19 protein-coding genes are annotated in these 20,575 nt (G+C 70.9%); 11 read left to right on the top strand and 8 right to left on the bottom strand.

Translation table 11 applies throughout. The features are described 5' to 3' along the window. Positions 1 to 119: 119 nt before the first annotated feature. The 4 genes from AB0L56_RS19475 to AB0L56_RS19460 all read right to left on the bottom strand — a co-directional run bounded on the left by AB0L56_RS19475 (position 120) and on the right by AB0L56_RS19460 (position 3,532). The gene (locus AB0L56_RS19475; RefSeq protein ID WP_361025906.1) at positions 120 to 1,022 is read right to left on the bottom strand and encodes an amino acid ABC transporter permease; all 903 of its coding nucleotides are present in this window, start codon (positions 1,020 to 1,022) and stop codon (positions 120 to 122) included. Further along, on the bottom strand, positions 1,019 to 1,696 hold the full coding sequence (locus tag AB0L56_RS19470; protein WP_361025909.1) for an amino acid ABC transporter permease: 678 nt from the start codon (positions 1,694 to 1,696) through the stop codon (positions 1,019 to 1,021). Before AB0L56_RS19470 ends, AB0L56_RS19475 begins: the two co-directional genes overlap by 4 nt. A gap of 132 nt (positions 1,697 to 1,828) precedes the next feature. After that, the gene (locus AB0L56_RS19465; RefSeq protein ID WP_361025912.1) at positions 1,829 to 2,674 is read right to left on the bottom strand and encodes a glutamate ABC transporter substrate-binding protein; all 846 of its coding nucleotides are present in this window, start codon (positions 2,672 to 2,674) and stop codon (positions 1,829 to 1,831) included. An 81-nt stretch (positions 2,675 to 2,755) separates the two neighbouring features. After that, a complete protein-coding gene (locus AB0L56_RS19460) occupies positions 2,756 to 3,532 on the bottom strand; it encodes an amino acid ABC transporter ATP-binding protein (protein ID WP_361025915.1) in 777 nt (258 codons plus the stop codon). Between the two features lie 293 nt (positions 3,533 to 3,825). Between AB0L56_RS19460 and AB0L56_RS19455 the strand changes: the two genes are divergently transcribed. Together AB0L56_RS19455 and AB0L56_RS19450 are read left to right on the top strand one after the other, a co-directional pair. Continuing rightward, positions 3,826 to 4,512, top strand: a complete 687-nt coding sequence (locus AB0L56_RS19455) for a response regulator transcription factor (protein ID WP_361025917.1) — start codon at positions 3,826 to 3,828, stop codon at positions 4,510 to 4,512. Between the two features lie 9 nt (positions 4,513 to 4,521). Further along, the gene (locus tag AB0L56_RS19450) at positions 4,522 to 5,955 is read left to right on the top strand and encodes a HAMP domain-containing sensor histidine kinase (protein WP_361025920.1); all 1,434 of its coding nucleotides are present in this window, start codon (positions 4,522 to 4,524) and stop codon (positions 5,953 to 5,955) included. Here the strand turns inward: AB0L56_RS19450 and AB0L56_RS19445 are convergent. After that, complete coding sequence (locus AB0L56_RS19445; protein ID WP_361025924.1) at positions 5,934 to 6,929, bottom strand: TAXI family TRAP transporter solute-binding subunit; 996 nt, start codon at positions 6,927 to 6,929, stop codon at positions 5,934 to 5,936. The two genes, AB0L56_RS19450 and AB0L56_RS19445, sit on opposite strands and share 22 nt — an antisense overlap. A gap of 86 nt (positions 6,930 to 7,015) precedes the next feature. On the opposite strand from AB0L56_RS19445, the gene AB0L56_RS19440 reads away from it, so the two are divergent. From AB0L56_RS19440 to AB0L56_RS19430, 3 genes are all read left to right on the top strand, one after another. Beyond that, entirely contained in the window at positions 7,016 to 7,423 is a 408-nt protein-coding gene (locus AB0L56_RS19440; protein WP_365424805.1) for a MazG nucleotide pyrophosphohydrolase domain-containing protein, read from the top strand. Positions 7,424 to 7,805: 382 nt separating this feature from the next. Further along, positions 7,806 to 9,323 carry a tRNA (N6-isopentenyl adenosine(37)-C2)-methylthiotransferase MiaB gene (miaB, locus tag AB0L56_RS19435; RefSeq protein ID WP_365424803.1) on the top strand — a complete coding sequence of 506 codons (1,518 nt, stop codon included), beginning with the start codon at positions 7,806 to 7,808 and terminating at the stop codon, positions 9,321 to 9,323. A gap of 89 nt (positions 9,324 to 9,412) precedes the next feature. Continuing rightward, positions 9,413 to 10,147, top strand: coding sequence for a class III extradiol dioxygenase subunit B-like domain-containing protein (locus tag AB0L56_RS19430; protein ID WP_365424801.1), 735 nt, complete (start codon positions 9,413 to 9,415; stop codon positions 10,145 to 10,147). A gap of 73 nt (positions 10,148 to 10,220) precedes the next feature. Here AB0L56_RS19430 and AB0L56_RS19425 read toward each other — a convergent pair whose 3' ends face one another. Both AB0L56_RS19425 and AB0L56_RS19420 read right to left on the bottom strand, forming a co-directional pair. After that, positions 10,221 to 10,493: an antitoxin gene (locus tag AB0L56_RS19425; protein ID WP_365424799.1), complete on the bottom strand. Its 273-nt coding sequence runs from the start codon at positions 10,491 to 10,493 to the stop codon at positions 10,221 to 10,223. A gap of 23 nt (positions 10,494 to 10,516) precedes the next feature. Beyond that, entirely contained in the window at positions 10,517 to 10,786 is a 270-nt protein-coding gene (locus AB0L56_RS19420; protein WP_361025941.1) for a hypothetical protein, read from the bottom strand. Positions 10,787 to 10,968: 182 nt separating this feature from the next. Here AB0L56_RS19420 and miaA point away from each other — a divergent pair, with 182 nt between their 5' ends. From miaA to hflX, 6 genes are all read left to right on the top strand, one after another. Next, entirely contained in the window at positions 10,969 to 11,907 is a 939-nt protein-coding gene (gene miaA / locus AB0L56_RS19415) for a tRNA (adenosine(37)-N6)-dimethylallyltransferase MiaA (protein WP_365424796.1), read from the top strand. 108 nt (positions 11,908 to 12,015) lie between these two features. Then, positions 12,016 to 12,519, top strand: a complete 504-nt coding sequence (locus AB0L56_RS19410; protein ID WP_365424844.1) for a hypothetical protein — start codon at positions 12,016 to 12,018, stop codon at positions 12,517 to 12,519. A gap of 61 nt (positions 12,520 to 12,580) precedes the next feature. Continuing rightward, positions 12,581 to 13,450: a diaminopimelate epimerase gene (dapF, locus tag AB0L56_RS19405; protein WP_365424794.1), complete on the top strand. Its 870-nt coding sequence runs from the start codon at positions 12,581 to 12,583 to the stop codon at positions 13,448 to 13,450. Between the two features lie 299 nt (positions 13,451 to 13,749). Beyond that, a complete protein-coding gene (locus tag AB0L56_RS19400; RefSeq protein ID WP_361025950.1) occupies positions 13,750 to 15,915 on the top strand; it encodes an HD domain-containing protein in 2,166 nt (721 codons plus the stop codon). A gap of 100 nt (positions 15,916 to 16,015) precedes the next feature. After that, the gene (locus tag AB0L56_RS19395) at positions 16,016 to 17,554 is read left to right on the top strand and encodes a M1 family metallopeptidase (RefSeq protein WP_365424792.1); all 1,539 of its coding nucleotides are present in this window, start codon (positions 16,016 to 16,018) and stop codon (positions 17,552 to 17,554) included. A gap of 157 nt (positions 17,555 to 17,711) precedes the next feature. Further along, on the top strand, positions 17,712 to 19,202 hold the full coding sequence (gene hflX, locus AB0L56_RS19390) for a GTPase HflX (protein WP_365424790.1): 1,491 nt from the start codon (positions 17,712 to 17,714) through the stop codon (positions 19,200 to 19,202). 78 nt (positions 19,203 to 19,280) lie between these two features. Here the strand turns inward: hflX and AB0L56_RS19385 are convergent, their stop codons facing one another. Continuing rightward, positions 19,281 to 20,492 carry a hypothetical protein gene (locus tag AB0L56_RS19385; protein WP_361025959.1) on the bottom strand — a complete coding sequence of 404 codons (1,212 nt, stop codon included), beginning with the start codon at positions 20,490 to 20,492 and terminating at the stop codon, positions 19,281 to 19,283. Positions 20,493 to 20,575 lie beyond the last annotated feature (83 nt).

Here is a 20,575-nt window from a genome sequence, read left to right as displayed (position 1 = left end):
CATCACACGAGCCCGGGGAGTTCCGCTCTGCGGTACCAACCGGGTCGGCCGGTCACTCGACACGGCTGTGGCCCGCCGGGTCCCGACGGGCCACCACCATGTCGTACGTGAGGCGGGTGCTACTTCTCCGCACTGGCCCCGTGCGTACCCCCGACCTCGCCCGCGTTGATGTCGTCGACGTCGTCCGCGCCGAGCACCGCTCCGGTGCTCCGCTTGCTGCGCCGCAGCCGCCCCTCGAGCCAGGAGGCGAACGAGGTGAGGATGAAGTTGAGGATGATGAAGATGACCGCCACCACGATGAAGCTCGGGATGACGTTGGCGTAGTTGGCCGCCAGCGTGCCGCGCGAGTTGAGCAGCTCGGTGAAGCCGAGCATCACGCCGCCCAGCGCGGTGTCCTTCACGATCACGACGAGCTGGCTGACGATCGCAGGCAGCATCACCGTGACCGCCTGCGGCAGCAGGATGCTGCTCATCGTCTGGCTCTTGCGTAGACCGATCGCCTGGGCCGCCTCGCTCTGTCCCTTGGGCAGGGCCAGGATTCCGGCCCGGACCACCTCGGCGAGGACCGAGGCGTTGTAGAGCACCAGGCCGGTGACGACCGCGTACAGCGGCCGGTCGGCGCTGCTGACGTCCGTGGAACGAGCGAAGAACTCGTTGGCGAACAGCATGAGCAGCAGCACCGGGATGGCACGGAAGAACTCGACCACGGCGCCGGCCGGGACACGCACCCAGCGGTGGTCCGACAGGCGTGCGATGCCGAGGACCGCGCCCAGCGGGAGAGCGATGACCATGGCGAGGCCCGCGGCCTTCAGCGTGTTGGCCAGGCCCGGCAACAGGTACGTCGTCCAGGCGTCCGACGTGGTGAAGGGCTTCCACAGGGTCCACTCGAGCTGGCCCTTGTCGTCCAGCACCATCCAGACCCACCACAGCAGCAGGGCGAGCAGGACGAAGAAGACGACCGAGAAGAGCAGGTTGCGCCGCTTGGCCTTCGGGCCGGGTGCGTCGTAGAGAACAGAAGTCATCGCTTCACCGCCAGGCGCTTGCTCAGCCAGTTGAGGAACAGGCCGGTGGGCAGGGTCAGGACCACGAACCCGAAGGCGAAGATCGCGCCGATGAGCAGCGTCTGTGCCTCGTTCTCGATCATTTCCTTCATCAGGAGCGCGGCCTCGGCCACGCCGATGGTCGCCGCCACGGTCGTGTTCTTGGTGAGCGCGATCAGCACGTTGGCCAGGGGGCCGATCACCGAGCGGAAGGCCTGCGGCAGCACCACGAGCCGGAGCACCTGACCGAAGCTCAGGCCGAGGGCCCGTGCCGCCTCCGCCTGTCCGACGGGCACCGTGTTGATGCCGGAGCGGATCGCCTCGCACACGAAGGCGGCGGTGTAGGCGACGAGGCCGAGCACGGCCAGCCGGAAGTATTTGGTCTCGAAGTCGTCCGGCGCGCCCATGGTCACGCCGAAGATGTCGGCGAGGCCGAGCGACGTGAAGACGATGATCACGGTCAGGGGGATGTTCCGGACGATGTTGACATAAGCGGTGCCGAAACCACGCATCAGCGGCACCGGGCTGACCCGCATGGCAGCCAGCAGGGTGCCCAGGATCAGGGATCCGACGGCCGAGAAGACGGTGAGCTGCACCGTGACCCAGAAGGCACCCAGCAGGGACGGGTCGTCATAGTTTGAAAGAAAGTCGAACACGATCTCCCGCGCTTCCGGGTGTGTGACGTACGTGGCGGACGTGACACGCCGCCGCCGGACGGGTGGTGGGCGGCGGCGCGTTCGCGGGTCCCCGCGTGGGACGCGGGGACCCTGCGTCGGCGGAGTCCCGCGTTACTGGACGATCTGGCCGATCTTCGGGGCGGGCTCGTTCTTGTAGTTCGCCGGGCCGAAGTTCTCCTCGACGGCCTTCTGCCACGAACCGTCGCTGACCATCTTCTCCAGCGCGTCGTTGACCTTGTTCACGGTCTCGGTGTCGCCCTTCTTCACACCGACGCCGTAGTTCTCGTTGCTCAGCTTCAGACCGGCAAGCTTGAACTTGCCCTTGTACTGCTCCTGCGCGGCGTAGCCGGCGAGGATCGAGTCGTCGGTGGTCAGCGCGTCCACCTGGCCGCTCTGCAGAGCGGACAGGCACTCGGAGTAGCCACCGCGCTGACTGAGCTGAGCGTCCGGTGCGAAGTCCTCCTTGACGTTCTGCGCCGAGGTGGAGCCGGCCACCGAGCACAGCTTCTTGTCGTTGAGGTCCGTGGCCTTGGTGATGTCCGCGTCCTTCGTCACCAGCAGGTCCTGGTGGGCCAGCAGGTACGGGCCGGCGAAGTCGACCTTCTGCTTGCGCTCGTCCGTGATCGAGTACGTGGCGGCGATGAGCTTCACGTCCCCGCGCGACAGAGCGTTCTCACGGTCGGCGCTCTTGGTCTCGACCCACTCGATCTGGTTCGGCTCGTAGCCGAGCTCCTTGGCGACGTAGGTCGCCACGTCCACGTCGAAGCCGGAGAAGGAACCGTCGGGCTCCTTCAGGCCCAGACCGGGCTGGTCGTACTTGATGCCGATCTTGATCTTGTCGCCGCCGCCCGCGGAGGACGAACCGCTGTCGCCGCTGTCGTCGCCTCCGCAGGCGGTGGCGGTCAGGGCAAGGGCGAACACGGCGGCCGAGGCGGCGGTGACCTTGCGGAGCTTCATGGTGCACATCCTTTAAGTGGTGAAGTGATGCGGCCCGGTCCATGTCCGGTGACGCAGGTCGTCAGGGCGCGAGGTGCGCCGTCAGTGGTGAAGGATCTTCGACAGGAAGTCCTTGGCACGGTCGCTGCGCGGGTTGCTGAAGAACTGGTCCGGCGAAGCCTGTTCGACGATGCGGCCGTCGGCCATGAACACCACGCGGTTCGCCGCCGAACGGGCGAAACCCATCTCGTGGGTAACGACGATCATGGTCATTCCGTCGCGGGCGAGCTGCTGCATGACCTCCAGCACCTCGTTGATCATCTCGGGGTCGAGAGCCGACGTCGGCTCGTCGAACAGCATGACCTTGGGTTCCATCGCCAGGGCCCGCGCGATGGCGACACGCTGCTGCTGGCCACCGGAGAGCTGTGCGGGGTACTTCTCGGCCTGCGCAGCCACGCCGACCCGGTCGAGCAGGGCCCGGGCGCGCTCCTCGGCGGCCTTCTTGTCCTTCTTGCGGACCTTGACCTGGCCCAGCGTGACGTTCTCGAGCACGGTCTTGTGCGCGAACAGGTTGAAGGACTGGAAGACCATGCCCACGTCGGCCCGCAGCCGGGCGAGCTCCTTGCCCTCGTGAGGCAGGGGCTTGCCGTCGATGGTGATCGAGCCGGAGTCGATCGTCTCCAGACGGTTGATGGTGCGGCACAGGGTGGACTTGCCGGACCCGGAGGGTCCGATGACCACGACGACTTCGCCGCGGGCGATCGTGAGGTCGATGTCCTGGAGTACGTGCAACGCGCCGAAGTGCTTGTTGACGCTCTTCAGGACGACCAGATCGCCGGTCGCGGCCACATCTTCCTTGGCCACCGATACTTCGGTCATCGCTCTCAGGCTCCGTCCTCCTCGGTTTCGGAGGACAGTAGTAATCCTTTAGACATGCGTCATTACATCTGAGGGGAATCTGAGCATCACGATCCGATAGCAATCGGACACCTGTCGTAGCAGTTGTGAGCAGGGCTCATACCGGCCGGATAACGGTATGAAAGCGCAACCGGAACCCTCTTGACGTCGACCTCATCCATCGGCGTCACTGCAAGGTGCACGCGCGCGTGCACACCATTTTCGTAATTTTCGTACAAGGAGATCGTACGGCCGATGAACGGAAGGAGGCCCCGGTGAGACTGCTTCTCGTGGAGGACGACAACCACGTCGCCGCCGCACTGTCGGCGGTGCTGGCGCGGCACGGGTTCGACGTCACCCACGCGCGCAGCGGCGAGGAGGCCCTCCAGGCGCTCGTCCCCGAGGGCGAGGGCTTCGGTGTGGTCCTGCTCGACCTGGGGCTGCCCGACCAGGATGGCTACGAGGTCTGCGGCAAGATCCGCAAGCGCACCGGCACCCCGGTGATCATGGTCACCGCGCGGTCCGACGTCCGCTCCCGCATCCACGGCCTCAACCTCGGCGCCGACGACTACGTGGTCAAGCCCTACGACACGGGGGAGCTGCTCGCGCGGATCCACGCCGTCAGCCGGCGCAGCGTCCACGAGGAGACCACCGGCAGCACGGAGACCGAGCTGCGCCTCGGCCCCGTCCGCATCGAGCTGCCGACCCGCCAGGTCAGCGTGAACGGCGCGGCCGTCCAACTGACCCGCAAGGAGTTCGATCTGCTCGCCCTGCTCGCCCAGCGGCCGGGCGTCGTCTTCCGCCGGGAACAGATCATCAGCGAGGTCTGGCGCACCAGCTGGGAGGGGACCGGGCGCACCCTGGAGGTGCACGTCGCCTCCTTGCGCGCGAAGCTGCGCATGCCCGCCCTCATCGAAACCGTGCGCGGCGTCGGCTACCGGCTCGTCGCGCCCGCCGCCTAGCGGGGCCGGGTGCGCACACGGCTTCTTCCGCTGCTCATCGTCCTGATGGCGGCCGTCCTGCTCGCGCTCGGAGTCCCGCTGGCCGTCAGCCTGGCCGGCGCGCAGCAGCAGAAGGTCGTCGTCGACCGGATCGACGACACGGCGCGCTTCGCGGCCCTCGCGCAGTTCGTCACCGAGCCCGCCGACCCGGCCGGCGGCGACGTCAACGAGCGCCGCGAGACCCTCAGCAGGGAGCTCCGCAGCTACCACGAGGTCTACGGCATCCGCGCGGGTGTCTTCTACCGCAACGACTCACCCATGGCGCACGCGCCGGAAGACTGGTTCCTGCCCCGCACGGGCGAGGTGCGCGACGCCTTCAAAGAGGCGCTGCTCAGCCGCCGCAGCCACGACCCCGAGCAGGTGTGGCCCTGGCAGCGGCGCAGCCTGGTGGTGGCCTCGCCGGTCATCCGGGACGGCGACGTCGTCGCGGTGGTGGTCACCGACTCGCCGACCGGGCAGATGCGCTCCCGGATCCTCCACGGCTGGCTGGTCATCGCCGCGGGCGAGGCGGCCGCGATGCTGCTGGCCGTCGGCGCGGCACTGCGGCTCACCGGCTGGGTGCTCCGCCCCGTACGGATCCTGGACGCCACCACCCACGACATCGCCACCGGGCGGCTGAAGTCCCGGGTCGCGGCGGCGGGCGGGCCGCCGGAGCTGCGACGGCTCGCCCGGTCGTTCAACGAGATGGCGGACAACGTCGAGAGCGTGCTGGAACAGCAACGTGCCTTCGTCGCCGATGCCTCCCACCAGCTGCGCAACCCCCTCTCGGCGCTGCTGCTGCGGATCGAGCTGCTCGCTCTGGAGCTGCCCGAGGGCAACGAGGAGATCGCCTCCGTCCAAGCCGAGGGCAAGCGCCTGGCCCAGGTCCTGGACGACCTGCTCGGCCTGGCGCTCGCCGAGCACAGCGAGGCCGACCTCCAGGTCTCCGACATCGGCGCCCTGGCCGCCGAGCGCGTCGCGGCCTGGGCGCCCACCGCCGAGGCCAAGGGCGTCAGCCTGACCGGCACCTGCCCGCCGACCACCGCCTGGGCCGATCCCGTGGCGCTGTCCAGCGCGCTGGACGCGGTCATCGACAACGCGGTGAAGTTCACGCCCGAGGGTGAGGCCGTCGAGGTGGCCGTCGCCTCCAACGGCGACGTATCGACCGTCGTCGTCACCGACAACGGACCGGGACTCACCGACGAGGAGCTGACCCGCGTCGGCGACCGCTTCTGGCGCAGCGGCCGGCACCAGAACATCAAGGGCTCGGGACTCGGCCTGTCCATCTCACGGGCGCTGCTCGCGGCGGGGGGCGGCTCGATCGTGTACGAGCGTCACGAGCCGCACGGGCTGCGGGTGACCGTGACGGTGCCGAGGAACGCGCCCGCGGGGGAGCCGGCGGCTCAGGGCTTGACGGACCGGTAGTAGCGGCGGGCGCCGTCGTGCAGCCGGAGTGGATCGGTGTAGATCGCGGTGCGCACATCGACCAGCTGGGCGGAGTGGACGTGCCTCCCGATGTTGTCCCTGCTCGCGAGCACGATGCGGGTCAGCCACTCGGTGAGCCGGGGGTCCATGTCCGTCCGGGTGATGAGCAGGTTGGACACCGCCATCGTCGGGACGGCCGAGCCGAGCTGACTGCCCGGGTATGCCGACTCCGGCATGTTGGTGGCGCGGTAGTAGCGCGTGGCGTCGCCCTGCTCGTGCAGCTTCGACACCAGGGCGGCGTCGATCGGCACGAACCGCAGCGCGCCTTTCTCGGTGACCTTCCTCAGGCCGTCCGTGGGCAGCCCGCCCGACCAGAAGAACGCGTCCAGGCCGTGCCCCAGCCGCCCCGGTCCGGTGTCGATGCCGTCCGGGGAGGGCTCGATGTCCGTCTCCGGATCGATGCCGGCCGCCTTGAGTACCCGGTTGGCGATGAGCCGGACCCCCGACTTCGGCGGCCCTATGGCGACCCGCTTGCCCCGCAGGTCCCCGACGGAGCGGATCCCCGAGTCGGCGGCGACAGCGAGCTGCACATAGTCGTCGTACAGCCGCGCCACCCCGCGCAGGCCCTCGGCGCCCGGCCGGTGGTCCAGTTTGTACGTCTCCACCGCGTCGGCCGCGGCGATCGCGAAGTCGGCCTGTCCGGTCGCCACACGCCGTACGTTCTCCTGGGAGCCGTCGCTCGTCTCCAGCCGGACCTCGAGGTCGGGCATGCGCCGGGCGAGCGAGGTGCGCAGCCGCTCGCCGTACTCCTGGTAGACACCCGCGCGGGTGCCGGTGCTCAGCGTGATCGTCCCGCCCGGCGGCTGCTCGCTGAAGGGCGCCAGCCACCACAGCAGCAGTCCGAGCGCCACGAAGGCGGCGGCCGTGCCCCGCAGGGCCCGGCGCCTGCCGATCCGGGACAGCGCGTTGGACATGCGCGTGATCCTGCCAGCCCGGGTGCCCGCTGACCAGGGCGGAGCTCACAGCAGGGGTGCCGCGGCCGGCCGCTACAGTCGCGGGCATGAGTGCTTCCCCCGCCGATCTGGTCCGTGACTTCCACCGTGCCTTCGGGCTGGACGCCCGCGACATACCGTCCGAGGTCTCGCCGGAGCTCGCCGCCCACCGCGGGGAGCTGCTCGCCGAGGAGGCCAAGGAGGTCGCCGAGGTGTCGGTGACGGGTCCGCTCGACCGGCTCGCGCACGAACTGGCCGACGTTGTTTACGTCGCGTACGGCACGGCGCTGGTCCACGGCATCGACCTCGACGCGGTGATCGCCGAGATCCACCGTTCCAACATGACGAAGCTCGGTCCTGACGGCCAGGTCAGCCGACGCGCGGACGGCAAGGTCCTCAAGGGCGACCACTACGAGGCGCCGGACGTGTCGGCGGTGCTGCGCCGGCGGGGGTGGGCGCCGCGCGGGGAGGCCTGAACGGGCCGGCCCCGCCGGAAACGGGCACCTTCCGTCTTACGACGTATGTCCGGGTCGGCGGCTCGGTGATCCCTCTACTGTCCGCCCATGACGCCGACACAGCAGCTCCGGGCCGCCGCCGCGCTCGTCGTGAAACGCCACTTCTTCCCGCTCGCCCGTCTGTACGACCGCGGCGGTACTGGTGGGCGGGCGCCCTGCTGTCGGTGGTTGCGGCCGCCGGGTTCGTGCTGACCGTGGCCGGTGTGCCGGGGGAGATCCTGCGGATCGTGGTGGGTCCGGGATGCGCGCCGGTGCTCCGGGCCACCGGGTACCACCTGGCCCTGACGGGCCGACCGGCCGCCGCGGCGCCCGGCTGTCACCGGTACGGCCTACCCTTAGGGACATGAGCAGCATCGACCGGAGCCAGTCAGTGGGCGGCACGCGCACCTACGAAGTACGCACCTACGGGTGCCAGATGAACGTCCACGACTCCGAGCGATTGTCCGGGCTGCTGGAGGACGCGGGCTACGTCCGCGCCCCCGAGGGCTCCGACGGCGACGCCGACGTCGTCGTCTTCAACACCTGCGCCGTCCGCGAGAACGCCGACAACAAGCTGTACGGCAACCTCGGCCACCTCGCCCCGAAGAAGGCGAGCCGGCCCGGGATGCAGATCGCGGTCGGCGGCTGCCTGGCGCAGAAGGACCGCGACACCATCGTGAAGCGCGCCCCCTGGGTGGACGTCGTCTTCGGCACGCACAACATCGGAAAGCTGCCCGTGCTGCTGGAGCGCGCCCGCGTCCAGGAGGAGGCGCAGGTGGAGATCGCCGAGTCGCTGGAGGCGTTCCCCTCCACGCTGCCCACCCGGCGCGAGAGCGCCTACGCGGCATGGGTGTCGATCTCCGTCGGCTGCAACAACACCTGCACCTTCTGCATCGTCCCGGCGCTGCGCGGCAAAGAGAAGGACCGTCGGCCCGGCGACATCCTCGCCGAGATCGAGGCCCTGGTCGGCGAGGGCGTCTCCGAGATCACCCTGCTCGGTCAGAACGTCAACGCCTACGGCTCCGACATCGGCGACCGCGAGGCGTTCAGCAAGCTGCTGCGGGCCTGCGGGAAGATCGACGGCCTGGAGCGCGTCCGCTTCACCTCGCCGCACCCGCGCGACTTCACCGACGACGTCATCGCCGCCATGGCCGAGACGCCGAACGTGATGCCCCAGCTGCACATGCCGCTGCAGTCCGGCTCGGACCCGGTCCTGAAGGCGATGCGCCGCTCCTACCGGCAGGAGCGCTTCCTGGGGATCATCGAGAAGGTCCGTGCCGCGATCCCGCACGCGGCGATCAGCACCGACATCATCGTGGGCTTCCCCGGCGAGACCGAGGAGGACTTCCAGCAGACCCTGCACGTCGTCCGCGAGGCCCGCTTCGCCCAGGCGTTCACCTTCCAGTACTCCAAGCGTCCCGGCACCCCGGCTGCCGAGATGGACGGCCAGATCCCCAAGAACGTCGTCCAGGAGCGCTACGAGCGGCTCGTCGCCCTCCAGGAGGAGATCTCCTGGGAGGAGAACAAGAAGCAGGTCGGCCGCACCCTGGAGCTGATGGTCGCGGAGGGCGAGGGCCGCAAGGACGACACCACCCACCGTCTCTCCGGCCGCGCCCCCGACAACCGCCTGGTGCACTTCACCAAGCCGGAGCAGGAAGTGCGTCCCGGCGACGTGGTGACCGTCGAGATCACCTACGCCGCTCCGCACCACCTCCTCGCGGAGGGCGCCGTGCTGGATGTGCGCCGCACCCGCGCGGGAGACGCCTGGGAGAAGCGCAACACCGAGAAGGCGGCGCAGCCCGCGGGCGTGATGCTGGGCCTGCCCAAGGTCGGCGTGCCCGAGCCGCTGCCGGCGGTGACCGGGGGCTGCGCCGTCGACTGACCGGACCGGACAGGGCCGGGCGGCCCGCCGCCCGAGGTGCGCACTGCTGCGCGACGGCGGCTCCGAACCGCCGCAGTAGGCTGCTGATCATGCTTGTCGCCGCCGCCGTCTGCCCCTGCCCGCCGCTGCTCGTGCCCGAGGTAGCCGCGGGCGCCGCCACCGAGCTGGACACCGCGCGTGCCGCCTGCACGGACGCGCTGGGCGTGCTCGCCGCCGCCCGGCCCGAACTGCTCGTCGTGGTCGGTCCGGCGGACGGCGCCGGGTCCGAGAGCTACCCCGGGGGCACCCTGGGATCCTTCCGGGGCTTCGGCGTCGACCTCGACGTACGGCTCGGGCGGGGCGAGGGCACACCGGGGGGCCGACTTCCGTACGGGCTCGCCGTGGGCGCGTGGCTGCTGGGCCGGACCGGATGGGCGGACGCCCCCGTCGAGGGGCGGGGCGTCGGGGAGGGCCTCACCGCCGATCGGTGCGTCGCGGAGGGAGAGGAGATGGCCGGCCGGGCGGAGCGGGTGGCGTTTCTGGTGATGGGCGACGCCAGTGCCTGCCGCACGCTCAAGGCGCCGGGCTACTTCGACGAGCGGGCGGCCTCCTTCGACGCGGAGCTCGCCCGCGCCCTGGGTGCCGCCGACACCGCGGCGCTGCGTGCGCTGGACGGCGGACTGGCGCGTGAGCTGAAGGTGTCCGGCCGGGCACCCTGGCAGGTGCTCGCCGGGGCGGCGCCGGGTGAGGGGGAGCTGGAGGGCACGCTGCTCTACGAGGACGCCCCGTACGGAGTGGGGTACATCGTGGCGACCTGGACCCGGGCGGCCGGCCGGCGGCCGTGACCGGACGGCACACCGACGGACGGCCGGGAGCGCTCGGTATGCTCCGCGGCCGTCCGTCGGTGTGCCGCTCGGCTCAGGAGGCGGGCGGCGGCCCGGCCGGCGGCGTGCTGCCGCCCTCCGTGTCCGAACCGGGCTCGTTCTTGTGCGCGAAGCGGTCCACGGCGCCCTTGGCCTTGCCGGTGCCCGACTGGATCCGGTCGCTGTACTTGCCCTTGGTCCGCTTGTCGACGGTCTGCGCGGCCTTGTCCAGACCGTGCTGGATCCTGTCTTCGTGCTGCTGCGTGAGCCCGGAGACCTTGTCCTTGGCCGGGCCGAGTTTGGCCTTCAGATTGTCCAGCAGACCCATGATGTACCTTCCCTCGCGGCAATCTATGTGCGGGCGCCCTCACCGGCTTCGCTGCCGGCGGCCTCGGAGGACTGCTGCTTCGGGATGTCGACGGACTCGGTGCCGGTGACCTCGCCGGCCTCCTTCACCGTCGGCTCGGCGGTGTCCCGCACCTCGGCGGACTCCTTCGGCTCGGCGGCTGAGGCCGCGTCGTCGGTTACCGGACCGGTCGTCGTCCGGTCGTCCTGAGCCCCGGCGGCCCGCGTCTCCTCCGTGGTCTTCGACCTCCGAAAAAGTCGTGCAAAAACGCCCATATCCACTCCATACGTTACTCGTGCGGGCGAAATTCCGCGTTGCCCGGTGTGTCCGTTCGTGTGACCCGGGCCGTCGCCACCGCGATCCGGCGGCAGGAACCTCGCAACGGGCAACGACCCGGCGGAGATCACGTCACGTAATCCGTTCGAGAGCGTGCCGCGAGGTTTGGGAGACTGGGTCGGTGAGCAGCGCATCCCCCGCCCCCCGCGTCATCGCCGTCGTCGGTCCCACCGCGGCCGGAAAGTCCGATCTGGGTGTTTTCCTGGCCCGCCGGCTCGGCGGTGACGTCGTCAACGCCGACTCCATGCAGCTCTACCGGGGGATGGACATCGGGACCGCCAAGCTGACGCCCGAGGAGCGCGCTGGTGTCCCGCACCACCTGCTGGACATCTGGGACGTCACCGTCACCGCCTCGGTCGCCGAGTACCAGCGGCTGGCCCGCGAGCGGATCGAGGCGCTGCTCGCCGACGGACGCTGGCCCATCCTGGTGGGCGGGTCCGGCCTCTACGTCCGCGGGGCCGTCGACAACCTGGAGTTCCCCGGCACCGACCCAGAGGTCCGGGCCCGGCTCGAGGAGGAGCTCACCCTGCGCGGCCCGGGGGCGCTGTACGCGCGCCTCGCCGCGGCGGACCCCGAGGCGGCACGGGTGATCCTGCCGAGCAACGGCCGTCGCATCGTCCGCGCGCTCGAAGTGATCGAGATCACCGGAAGGCCCTTCACCGCCAACCTCCCGGGCCCCGACGCGGTGTACGACACGCTCCAGATCGGTGTCGATGTGGCCCGCCCCGAGCTGGACGAGCGCATCGCCCGCCGGGTCGACCGGATGTGGGAGGCCGGCCTCGTCGACGAAGTACGCGCACTCGAGGCGCAGGGGTTGCGCGAGGGGCGTACGGCGTCGCGCGCCCTCGGCTACCAGCAAGTGCTCGCGGCGCTTGCCGGGGAGTGCACCCTCGAGGAGGCCCGGGCCGAGACCGTGCGCGCCACCAAGCGCTTCGCGCGCCGTCAGGATTCATGGTTCAGGCGCGATCCCCGGGTGCACTGGTTGAGTGGGGCCGCGGCGGACCTCGCGGAACTTCCGCAGCTCGCGATGTCGTTGGTCGAACGACCGGTTACAGCCTGATCACGTCATGGCATCGGGACGCCCAGGCCGTCATCCGGGCCTGTGACACCGTGCCATCATCGAGCTTCGATCGACCAAGTGGAGTCCTAGTTGGGAGGGCGCGTGGCGATGGAGGCCGGCCCTCGCGACACCGCACACGGCACCGAACACCTCACCACCGAGCGGGGTGCACCGGAGCAGGAAACCGACCGTCTCAGCCCCGACGGGCCGGAGGAGACGCCGGTCGGGGTGACCGACGACGGCCCCGAGCCCGACGAGATGTTCGCGGGCGGCGACGAGGTCGAGGTGGAGCTGCGCCCGCAGCGCCGGCTGCGCATCTGGCAGCTCGCGCCCATCGTCGGGCTGGCCGCGGTCGGCTCCCTGATGTTCGCCTTCCCGCTCGCCTTCGACTTCGGCGACAGCGGCGCCGTGATCGCCATGCTCGGGCTGCTGATCTGCTCCTGCTCGGCGGGCTGGGGCATGATGGCCGCCCGCAGGGTGGGCTACACCTGGCCCGGCCTCCCGGCCCGGGGCTCCGGACGCAGAGCCGACTGGCGGGTCGTGGCCGCCTACGCCGTGATGGTCGCCGCCGTGGTGGCCCTGGCGGTGTGGCGCGTCGCCAGACTCCGCTGACGGCACCGGCGGGGGCGGCGCCCGGCGACCCCCCGGCGGTGTGTTCTCGTACGATCGAGGAATGAGCACGCGGATCGCCTTCCTCAAGGGGCACGGCACGGAGAACGACTTCGTCATCGTCCCGGACCCCGAGAACGTCATCGACCTGCCCCCGTACGTCGTCGCCGCCCTGTGCGACCGCCGCGCGGGCATCGGCGGCGACGGCCTGCTGCACGTCGTGCGGTCCGCGGCCCACCCGGAGGCCCGGGAGATGGCGGCCGAGGCGGAGTGGTTCATGGACTACCGCAACGGCGACGGCTCGATCGCGGAAATGTGCGGCAACGGAGTGCGTGTGTTCGCGCGCTACCTCCAGCGCGCCGGCCATGTGTCCGAGGGGGACATCGCGGTCGCCACGCGCGGGGGAGTGAAGACCGCGCACATCGCCAAGGAGGGCGACATCACCGTCGGCATGGGCCGGGCGCTGTTCCCCGAGGGCGAGGTCACCGTGAGCGTCGGCGAGCGCAGCTGGCCCGCGCGGAACGTGAACATGGGCAACCCGCACGCCGTGGCCTTCGTGGCGGACCTCGCCCACGCGGGCGACCTCCTCACCCCGCCCCCGTTCAGCCCGGCCTCCGCCTACCCGGACGGTGTGAACGTGGAGTTCGTCGTCGACCGCGGTCCGCGGCACGTGGCGCTAAGGGTGCACGAGCGCGGGGCGGGCGAGACCCGGTCCTGCGGTACGGGCGCATGCGCGGTCGCCGTCGCCACCGCCCGCAGGGACGGCGCCGACCCGGCCGTGACCGGCACCCCGGCGACGTACACGGTCGACGTGCCCGGCGGCACGCTGGTGATCACCGAACGGCCCGACGGCGAGATCGAGATGACGGGGCCGGCGGTGATCGTCGCCGAGGGCGTGATCGACGGCGAGTGGCTGGAGAACGCACTTCGCTGAGCCGAGTGCCGGCTCGCCATCCCAGCCTCCGGCCCGCCCTGTGATCGCATCCGCAGGACGGAGCGGATCTCCGGCTTCGACATCAAGGTGAGCGCCTACCTGATGGCGTGAAAGCACCCTCTGACCGACCTTCGCTCGATGGGGTGATCCGTTTCACGATCGGCCGGAGGCGGCCAGCCCGATGCGGTCCGCCTCGGTAGCATCAAGCACCGGCCCGGACGGGGAAACGAACACCGTTCCCCGAGCCCGAGTCCGCCCTGGGGCACGCCGTCCGCCGGTCCACGCAGCCGGAGGTGCCCATGAACGCGGAGGCCGTCAATCCTGCGAGCCCAGGCTCTGTGACAGCTGGTCGCACCACACCCACAGGGTCCCGCAGGAAGGCGCGCCCCCGTCTAGACCTGCGCCGGCTGGGCCGGGCCGCACTGCTCGGCACCACCGCCCGCGACCGGCTCCCCGACGCCATCGGCCACGTCGTCGACGCCCATCGCGCCCATCACCCCGACGCCGACCTCGAACCCCTGCGCCGCGCCTATGTGTTGGCCGAGTCCTCCCATCGCGGCCAGATGCGCAAGAGCGGGGAGCCGTACATCACCCACCCGCTGGCCGTGACCCTCATCCTCGCCGAACTCGGCGCCGAGACGACCACGTTGACCGCCTCGCTGCTCCACGACACCGTTGAGGACACCGATGTGACGCTCGATCAGGTCGGGGAGCAGTTCGGGGAGGAGGTGCGCTATCTCGTCGACGGCGTCACCAAGCTGGAGAAGGTCGACTACGGCGCCGCCGCCGAACCCGAGACCTTCCGCAAGATGCTCGTCGCCACCGGCAACGACGTCCGCGTGATGTCGATCAAACTCGCCGACCGGCTGCACAACATGCGCACCCTCGGCGTGATGCGTCCCGAGAAACAGGAGCGCATCGCCAAGGTGACCCGGGACGTGCTGATCCCGCTCGCCGAACGCCTCGGTGTCCAGGCACTCAAGACGGAACTGGAAGACCTGGTCTTCGCGATCCTGCACCCCGAGGAGTACGCACACACACGGGAGTTGATCGTCCGCAACGCCGCCCGCGCCGACGACCCCCTCGCCGACGTCGCCGATGACGTGCGCAGAGTGCTGCGCGAGGCGGACATCACCGCCGAAGTCCTCATCCGGCCACGCCACTTCGTCTCCGTGCACCGGGTGTCGCGCAAACGGGGTCCGATGCGGGGCGCCGACTTCGGCCGTCTGCTGGTGCTGGTGAACGAGGACGCCGACTGCTACGGGGTACTGGGCGAACTGCACACCTGTATGACGCCCGTGGTCTCGGAGTTCAAGGACTTCATCGCCGTACCGAAGTTCAACCTGTACCAGTCGCTGCACACGGCGGTGGCGGGTGCGGACGGCCAGGTCGTCGAAGTCCTCATCCGCACCCACCAGATGCACAAGGTCGCCGAGGCCGGAGTCGTCGCCCTCGGCAACCCCTACGCCGCGCCGGAGGAGCAGACCACCAGCGACGGCGAACGCGCCGACCCCACCCGGCCCGGTTGGCTCTCCCGGCTGCTCGACTGGCAGCGCGCCGCGCCCGACCCCGACACCTTCTGGTCCACCCTGCGCGAGGACCTCGCCCAGGACCGCGAGATCACCGTCTTCCGGCCCGACGGGGGCACGCTGGGTCTGCCCGAGGGCGCCACCTGCGTGGACGCCGCGTACGCCCAGTACGGGGAGGACGCCCACGCGTGCATCGGGGCCAGGGTCAACGGCCGGCTGGCGACGCTGAGCACGGTGCTGAAGGACGGCGACACCGTCCAGCTGCTCATGGGCCAGGACGCGGGCTCCGCGCCGTCCCGGGAGTGGCTGGACCACGCCCACACCCCGGCGGCGCGGATCGCCATCCAGCGGTGGCTGACCGCCCACCCCGCCCAGGACGCCGCGGCGGGGACCGAGGCTGCCGCCTCCTCCCGGCCGCCCGCCGACGACTCCGTCCCCGCGCAGACGGCGGACGCCCCGGAGACGGCCCCCGGCCGTCCCGCCGCCGCCGAGGTCCTGACCGACCAGGCCGGCGCGACCGTACGGCTCGCCGGCTGCTGTACGCCCGTACCGCCCGACGAGGTGACGGGTTTCGCCGTGCGCGGGGGAGCGGTCACCGTGCACCGCACCGGGTGCGCCGCGGTGGCGCGGATGAAGAGCGCGGGACGCGCGGAGGTCGGCGTGCGCTGGGGGGAGGGCGCGGAGTGCCGGGTCACGCTGGTCGCGGAATCGTTCGTCCGTCCGCATCTGCTCGCGGACCTCACCGAGGCGATGGCGCTCGAAGGCGCCGAGATCGTCTCCGCGACCGTGGAACCGCCCGACCGCCAGCAGGTGCGCCACACCTACACCGTGCAGTTGCCGGACGCCGCCCAGTTGCCCGCCCTCATGCGCGCGATGCGCGACGTGGCCGGTGTGTACGACGTGAGCCGGGCCCAGCGGCACGACCGGGGCGCCTGAGCCACGCGCGGAGGGGCCGAGCGGCGGTGTGATTACCCGATCGGGTGGGCCGAAAGCGCGTCGTCGCCGCAGTGCACGCGCGCGCTGATAGCCGTGGGACATGCCGCCCACCCCGCACCCCCTCGCCGCCCGCCGCCGCAGAACGGCCACGGCGCTGCTCGCCTCCGCCGTCTGCGTCTGCCTGGTCGCCGCGAGCGCGCCCGCCGAGCCGCTCGGCATCGGCGACCGTCTCTTCCCCCACCTGGGCAACCCCGGCTACGACGTGCTGTCGTACGACCTCTCCCTCAGTTATCCCGGCAGCAACGACCGGCCGCTCGAGGCCGTCACCACCATCGACGCCCGCCTCACCGCCGACCTGGACCGGATCAACCTCGATTTCACCCACGGCACGGTCCGCTCGGTCGACGTCGACGGCCGCCCCGCAGCCTTCACCGGCGCCGGCGAGGACCTGGTGATCACCCCCGAGGACGATCTCGACGAGGGCGAGTCGACGCAGATCACCGTCCGGCACGCCAGCGACCCGGTGCCCGGGGACCGCGAGGGCGGCTGGGTGCGCACCGCGGACGGCCTCGCCATGGCCAACCAGGCCGACGCCGCCCACCTGGTGTTCCCCTGCAACGACCACCCCTCCGACAAGGCGATGTTCACCTTCCGCATCACCGCTCCCGACGGCCACACGGCCGTCGCCAACGGTCTGCCGACGGGCGCCGACCGCACGCGCGGGGCCACCACATGGACGTACCGGACACTGCACCCCATGGCGACCGAACTCGCCCAGGTCTCCATCGGCCGCTCCACGGTCGTGCACCGCAGCGGCCCGCACGGCCTGCCCCTGCGGGACGTCGTCCCCGCCGGGCGCCGCGCGGAGGCTGAGCCCTGGCTGGCGAAGACCCCCGCCCAGATCTCCTGGATGGAGGAGAGGGCCGGGCGCTACCCCTTCGCGACCTACGGCCTGCTCCTGGCCGACGCGTCCACCGGATTCGCCCTCGAGACCCAGACGCTCTCCCTCTTCGAGCGTGACCTGTTCACCGACCCCGCCCTCCCGGACTGGTACGTCGAATCGATCATGGTGCATGAGCTGGCCCACCAGTGGTTCGGCAACAGCGTCGGACCCCGCACCTGGTCGGACCTGTGGCTCAGCGAGGGGCACGCCACCTGGTACGAGGCGCTGTACGCCGAGGAGAAGGGCGGAAGATCCCTCGAGGCCCGGATGAGGGCCGCCTACGAGGCCTCCGACGGCTGGCGCGCGGCAGGAGGGCCGCCCGCCTCGCCCAGACCCGCGGAGCCCGGCCGGAAGATCGGTACCTTCCGGCCGAACGTCTACGCCGGCGGCGCGCTCGTCCTCTACGCCCTGCGCCAGGAGATCGGCCGCACCGCGTTCGAGCGCCTGGAACGCGAATGGGTCACCCGCCACCGCGACGGCACGGCCTCGACCTCCGACTTCGTCCGACTGGCCTCCGACGTCGCCGGACGCGACCTGACGGGCTTCCTGCACCCCTGGCTCCACGGCACCACGACCCCGCCGATGCCCGGCCACCCGGAATGGAGGGCCGCCGCCGCCCGCGACCCGAAGCCCGCCCGGCGCCCGGTCCCGTCCCCGCACCGGCCCGTGCATCGACCGGACGCAGGCCGGGAATAACACAGTGACGAGACGGGCCGTACCGTGCGACCATCGTCAGGTCCGCACCCCAGGGGACACGGGAATCTCCCGGGCCACCAGGACGTTGTGGATGGTGTGACGGACAGTCCCCGGACCGGCTCCGCCGCCAGAGAAGTCCCGACAACGTAAGGACCCAATGACCTTTTCTTCCCCTTCCCAGGACACCAAGCGCTTCGCGCACACCTACCCCGAAGGTCTTCGGGCCGATGCCCTGATGGAAGAGGACGTCGCCTGGAACCTCGAGATCGACGGAGAGCGGGACGGCGACCAGTTCGACCGCTCCGAGCGCGCGGCCCTGCGCCGTGTCGCCGGCCTCTCCACCGAACTCGAGGACGTCACCGAGGTCGAGTACCGGCAGCTCCGCCTGGAGCGCGTCGTGCTCGTCGGAGTGTGGACCTCGGGCACCGTGCAGGACGCGGAGAACTCCCTGGCCGAGCTCGCCGCCCTCGCGGAGACGGCCGGCGCCCTCGTCCTCGACGGTGTGATCCAGCGCCGCGACAAGCCGGACGCCGCCACCTACATCGGCTCCGGCAAGGCCGAGGAGCTGCGCGACATCGTGCTCGACACGGGCGCGGACACCGTCATCTGCGACGGTGAGCTCAGCCCCGGCCAGCTGATCCACCTCGAGGACGTCGTCAAGGTCAAGGTCATCGACCGTACGGCCCTGATCCTGGACATCTTCGCCCAGCACGCCAAGTCGCGAGAGGGCAAGGCGCAGGTCGCGCTCGCGCAGATGCAGTACATGCTGCCGCGGCTGCGCGGCTGGGGTCAGTCGCTGTCCCGGCAGATGGGCGGCGGCAAGGGCGGCGGCCTCGCCACCCGTGGTCCCGGTGAGACCAAGATCGAGACGGACCGGCGACGGATCCGCGAGAAGATGGCGAAGATGCGCCGGGAGATCGCGGAGATGAGGACCGGCCGCGAGATCAAGCGCCAGGAGCGCAGGCGCCACAAGGTGCCGTCCGTGGCCATCGCGGGCTACACCAACGCCGGCAAGTCCTCGCTGCTCAACCGGCTCACGGGCGCGGGCGTACTGGTCGAGAACGCCCTGTTCGCGACCCTCGACCCGACCGTGCGCCGGTCCGAGACCCCGAGCGGCCGGCTGTACACACTGGCCGACACCGTCGGGTTCGTCCGGCACCTGCCGCACCACCTGGTCGAGGCGTTCCGCTCCACCATGGAGGAGGTCGGCGACGCCGACCTGATCCTGCACGTGGTGGATGGTTCGCACCCGGTCCCCGAGGAGCAGCTCGCCGCCGTGCGCGAGGTGATCAGGGACGTCGGCGCCACCGACGTACCCGAGATCGTCGTGATCAACAAGGCGGACGCGGCCGACCCGCTGACCCTTCAGCGGCTGCTGCGGGTGGAGAAGCGCTCCATCGCGGTCTCGGCCCGCACCGGCCGGGGCATCGAGGAGCTGCGCGCGCTCATCGACAACGAGCTGCCCCACCCGTCGGTGGAGATCGAGGCACTCGTGCCGTACACCCACGGCAAGCTGGTCGCCCGCGCCCATGACGAGGGCGAGGTGATCTCCGAGGAGCACACCACGGAGGGCACCCTGCTCAAGGTCCGGGTGCACGAGGAGCTGGCGGCGGAACTCACGCCGTACGCTCCCACCCCGGCCGGCTGATCACTCCGGCAGTACGACGAAGGCCCACCCCCTGCTCACGGCAGGAGGCGGGCCTTCCGCATGTGCGGCAGGTGCGGATCACTGACCGCCGTAGGTCTTGCTCATGTTCTGGTACAGCGCCTCGGCGTCCTCGCCCAGCTGCGGGCCCGCCAGCCAGGTGTTGTCCGTGGGGCCGATCGAGGTGTTGGAGACCAGCACCGTCTTGCCGTCGCGCACCCGGAACCAGCCGCCGCCGGAGGAACCGCCGGTCATCGTGCAGCCGATGCGGTACATGGACGGCAGGTCGGAGGCGAGCGAGAACCGGCCCGGCGCGTCGAGGCACTTGAACATCTGCAGGCCGTTGTAGGGCGGCGCGGCCGGGTAGCCCCAGGCGCCCATCCGGCCCGCCTCGGCCGCGGACGGGGCGGAGAAGTCCACGTCGAGCGCGGCGCCCACCGTCTCCTCCAGCGACTTGCTCCCCTGCTCCGGCTTCACGTGCAGCACGGCGTAGTCGTACGCCGCGCCGTCACCGCCGGTCTCCGAACCTCCCTGGATCCAGCCGTTGGAGGTCGACGCCCAGTCCGCCCACCAGTTGCCGTACGGGGCGATCTCGGAGGCGCTCGCGTTGCCCAGGTCCCCCTCGGACTTGCCGAGGTCGTTGTAGGCCGGGACGAAGACGAGGTTCCGGTACCAGCCGCCGTTGCCGCCGGCGTGCACACAGTGCCCGGCCGTCCAGACGAGATTGGACTTGCCCGGGTGGTTCACGTCCTTGATGACCGTGCCGGAGCATACGGCGGGGCCCTCGGGGGAGTCGAAGAACACCTTCCCGACCGGCGCCGCGTTCTCGTGGTACGGCGTCTTCTCGGCCTCCGCCCGGACCGGGGCGGGCTCCGGGTCGCTGAGCCCCTGGGCCGCCGAGGCGTCCTTGGTGGTGACGTGCTTGTCGGCCTCCTTCGCGGACCGCATCCGGTCGGGCTTCCACAAACCCTCGATCACCGGGTTGACGAAGTCCTCGGCCTCACTGAGCCACTTGTCCTTGTCCCAGTCCTCCCAGCCGCCCTTCTTCCACTGGTCGACGTCGATCCCGTGCTCCTTGAGCCGGTCCGCGATGTCGGACGGGATCCGCACACTGCCGCGGTCGCTGTCGGCCGCCTGCGAGGTGGTGGCGTCGGGCTTGTCGCTCGCCTTGTCCTTCTCGGAACCGCCGCACGCGGTGGCGGTGAGCGCCAGGGCGGCGACCAGCCCGGTGGCGGCGAGGACGGTGCGACGACGGCCTCTGCCGCGGGGAGCGGACGTACGTAGGGAACGCATGGTGGTATGACCCCCGTTGTGACGGATGAATGGCGTGCCGCGCACACATGCCCCGCTCGGGCGGGGCGCCCGGTCCGGGTGCG

The organism is Streptomyces sp. NPDC052079, from assembly GCF_040680275.1.
Taxonomy (GTDB): domain Bacteria; phylum Actinomycetota; class Actinomycetes; order Streptomycetales; family Streptomycetaceae; genus Streptomyces.
This window is presented reverse-complemented; position numbering and strand designations above follow the sequence as displayed.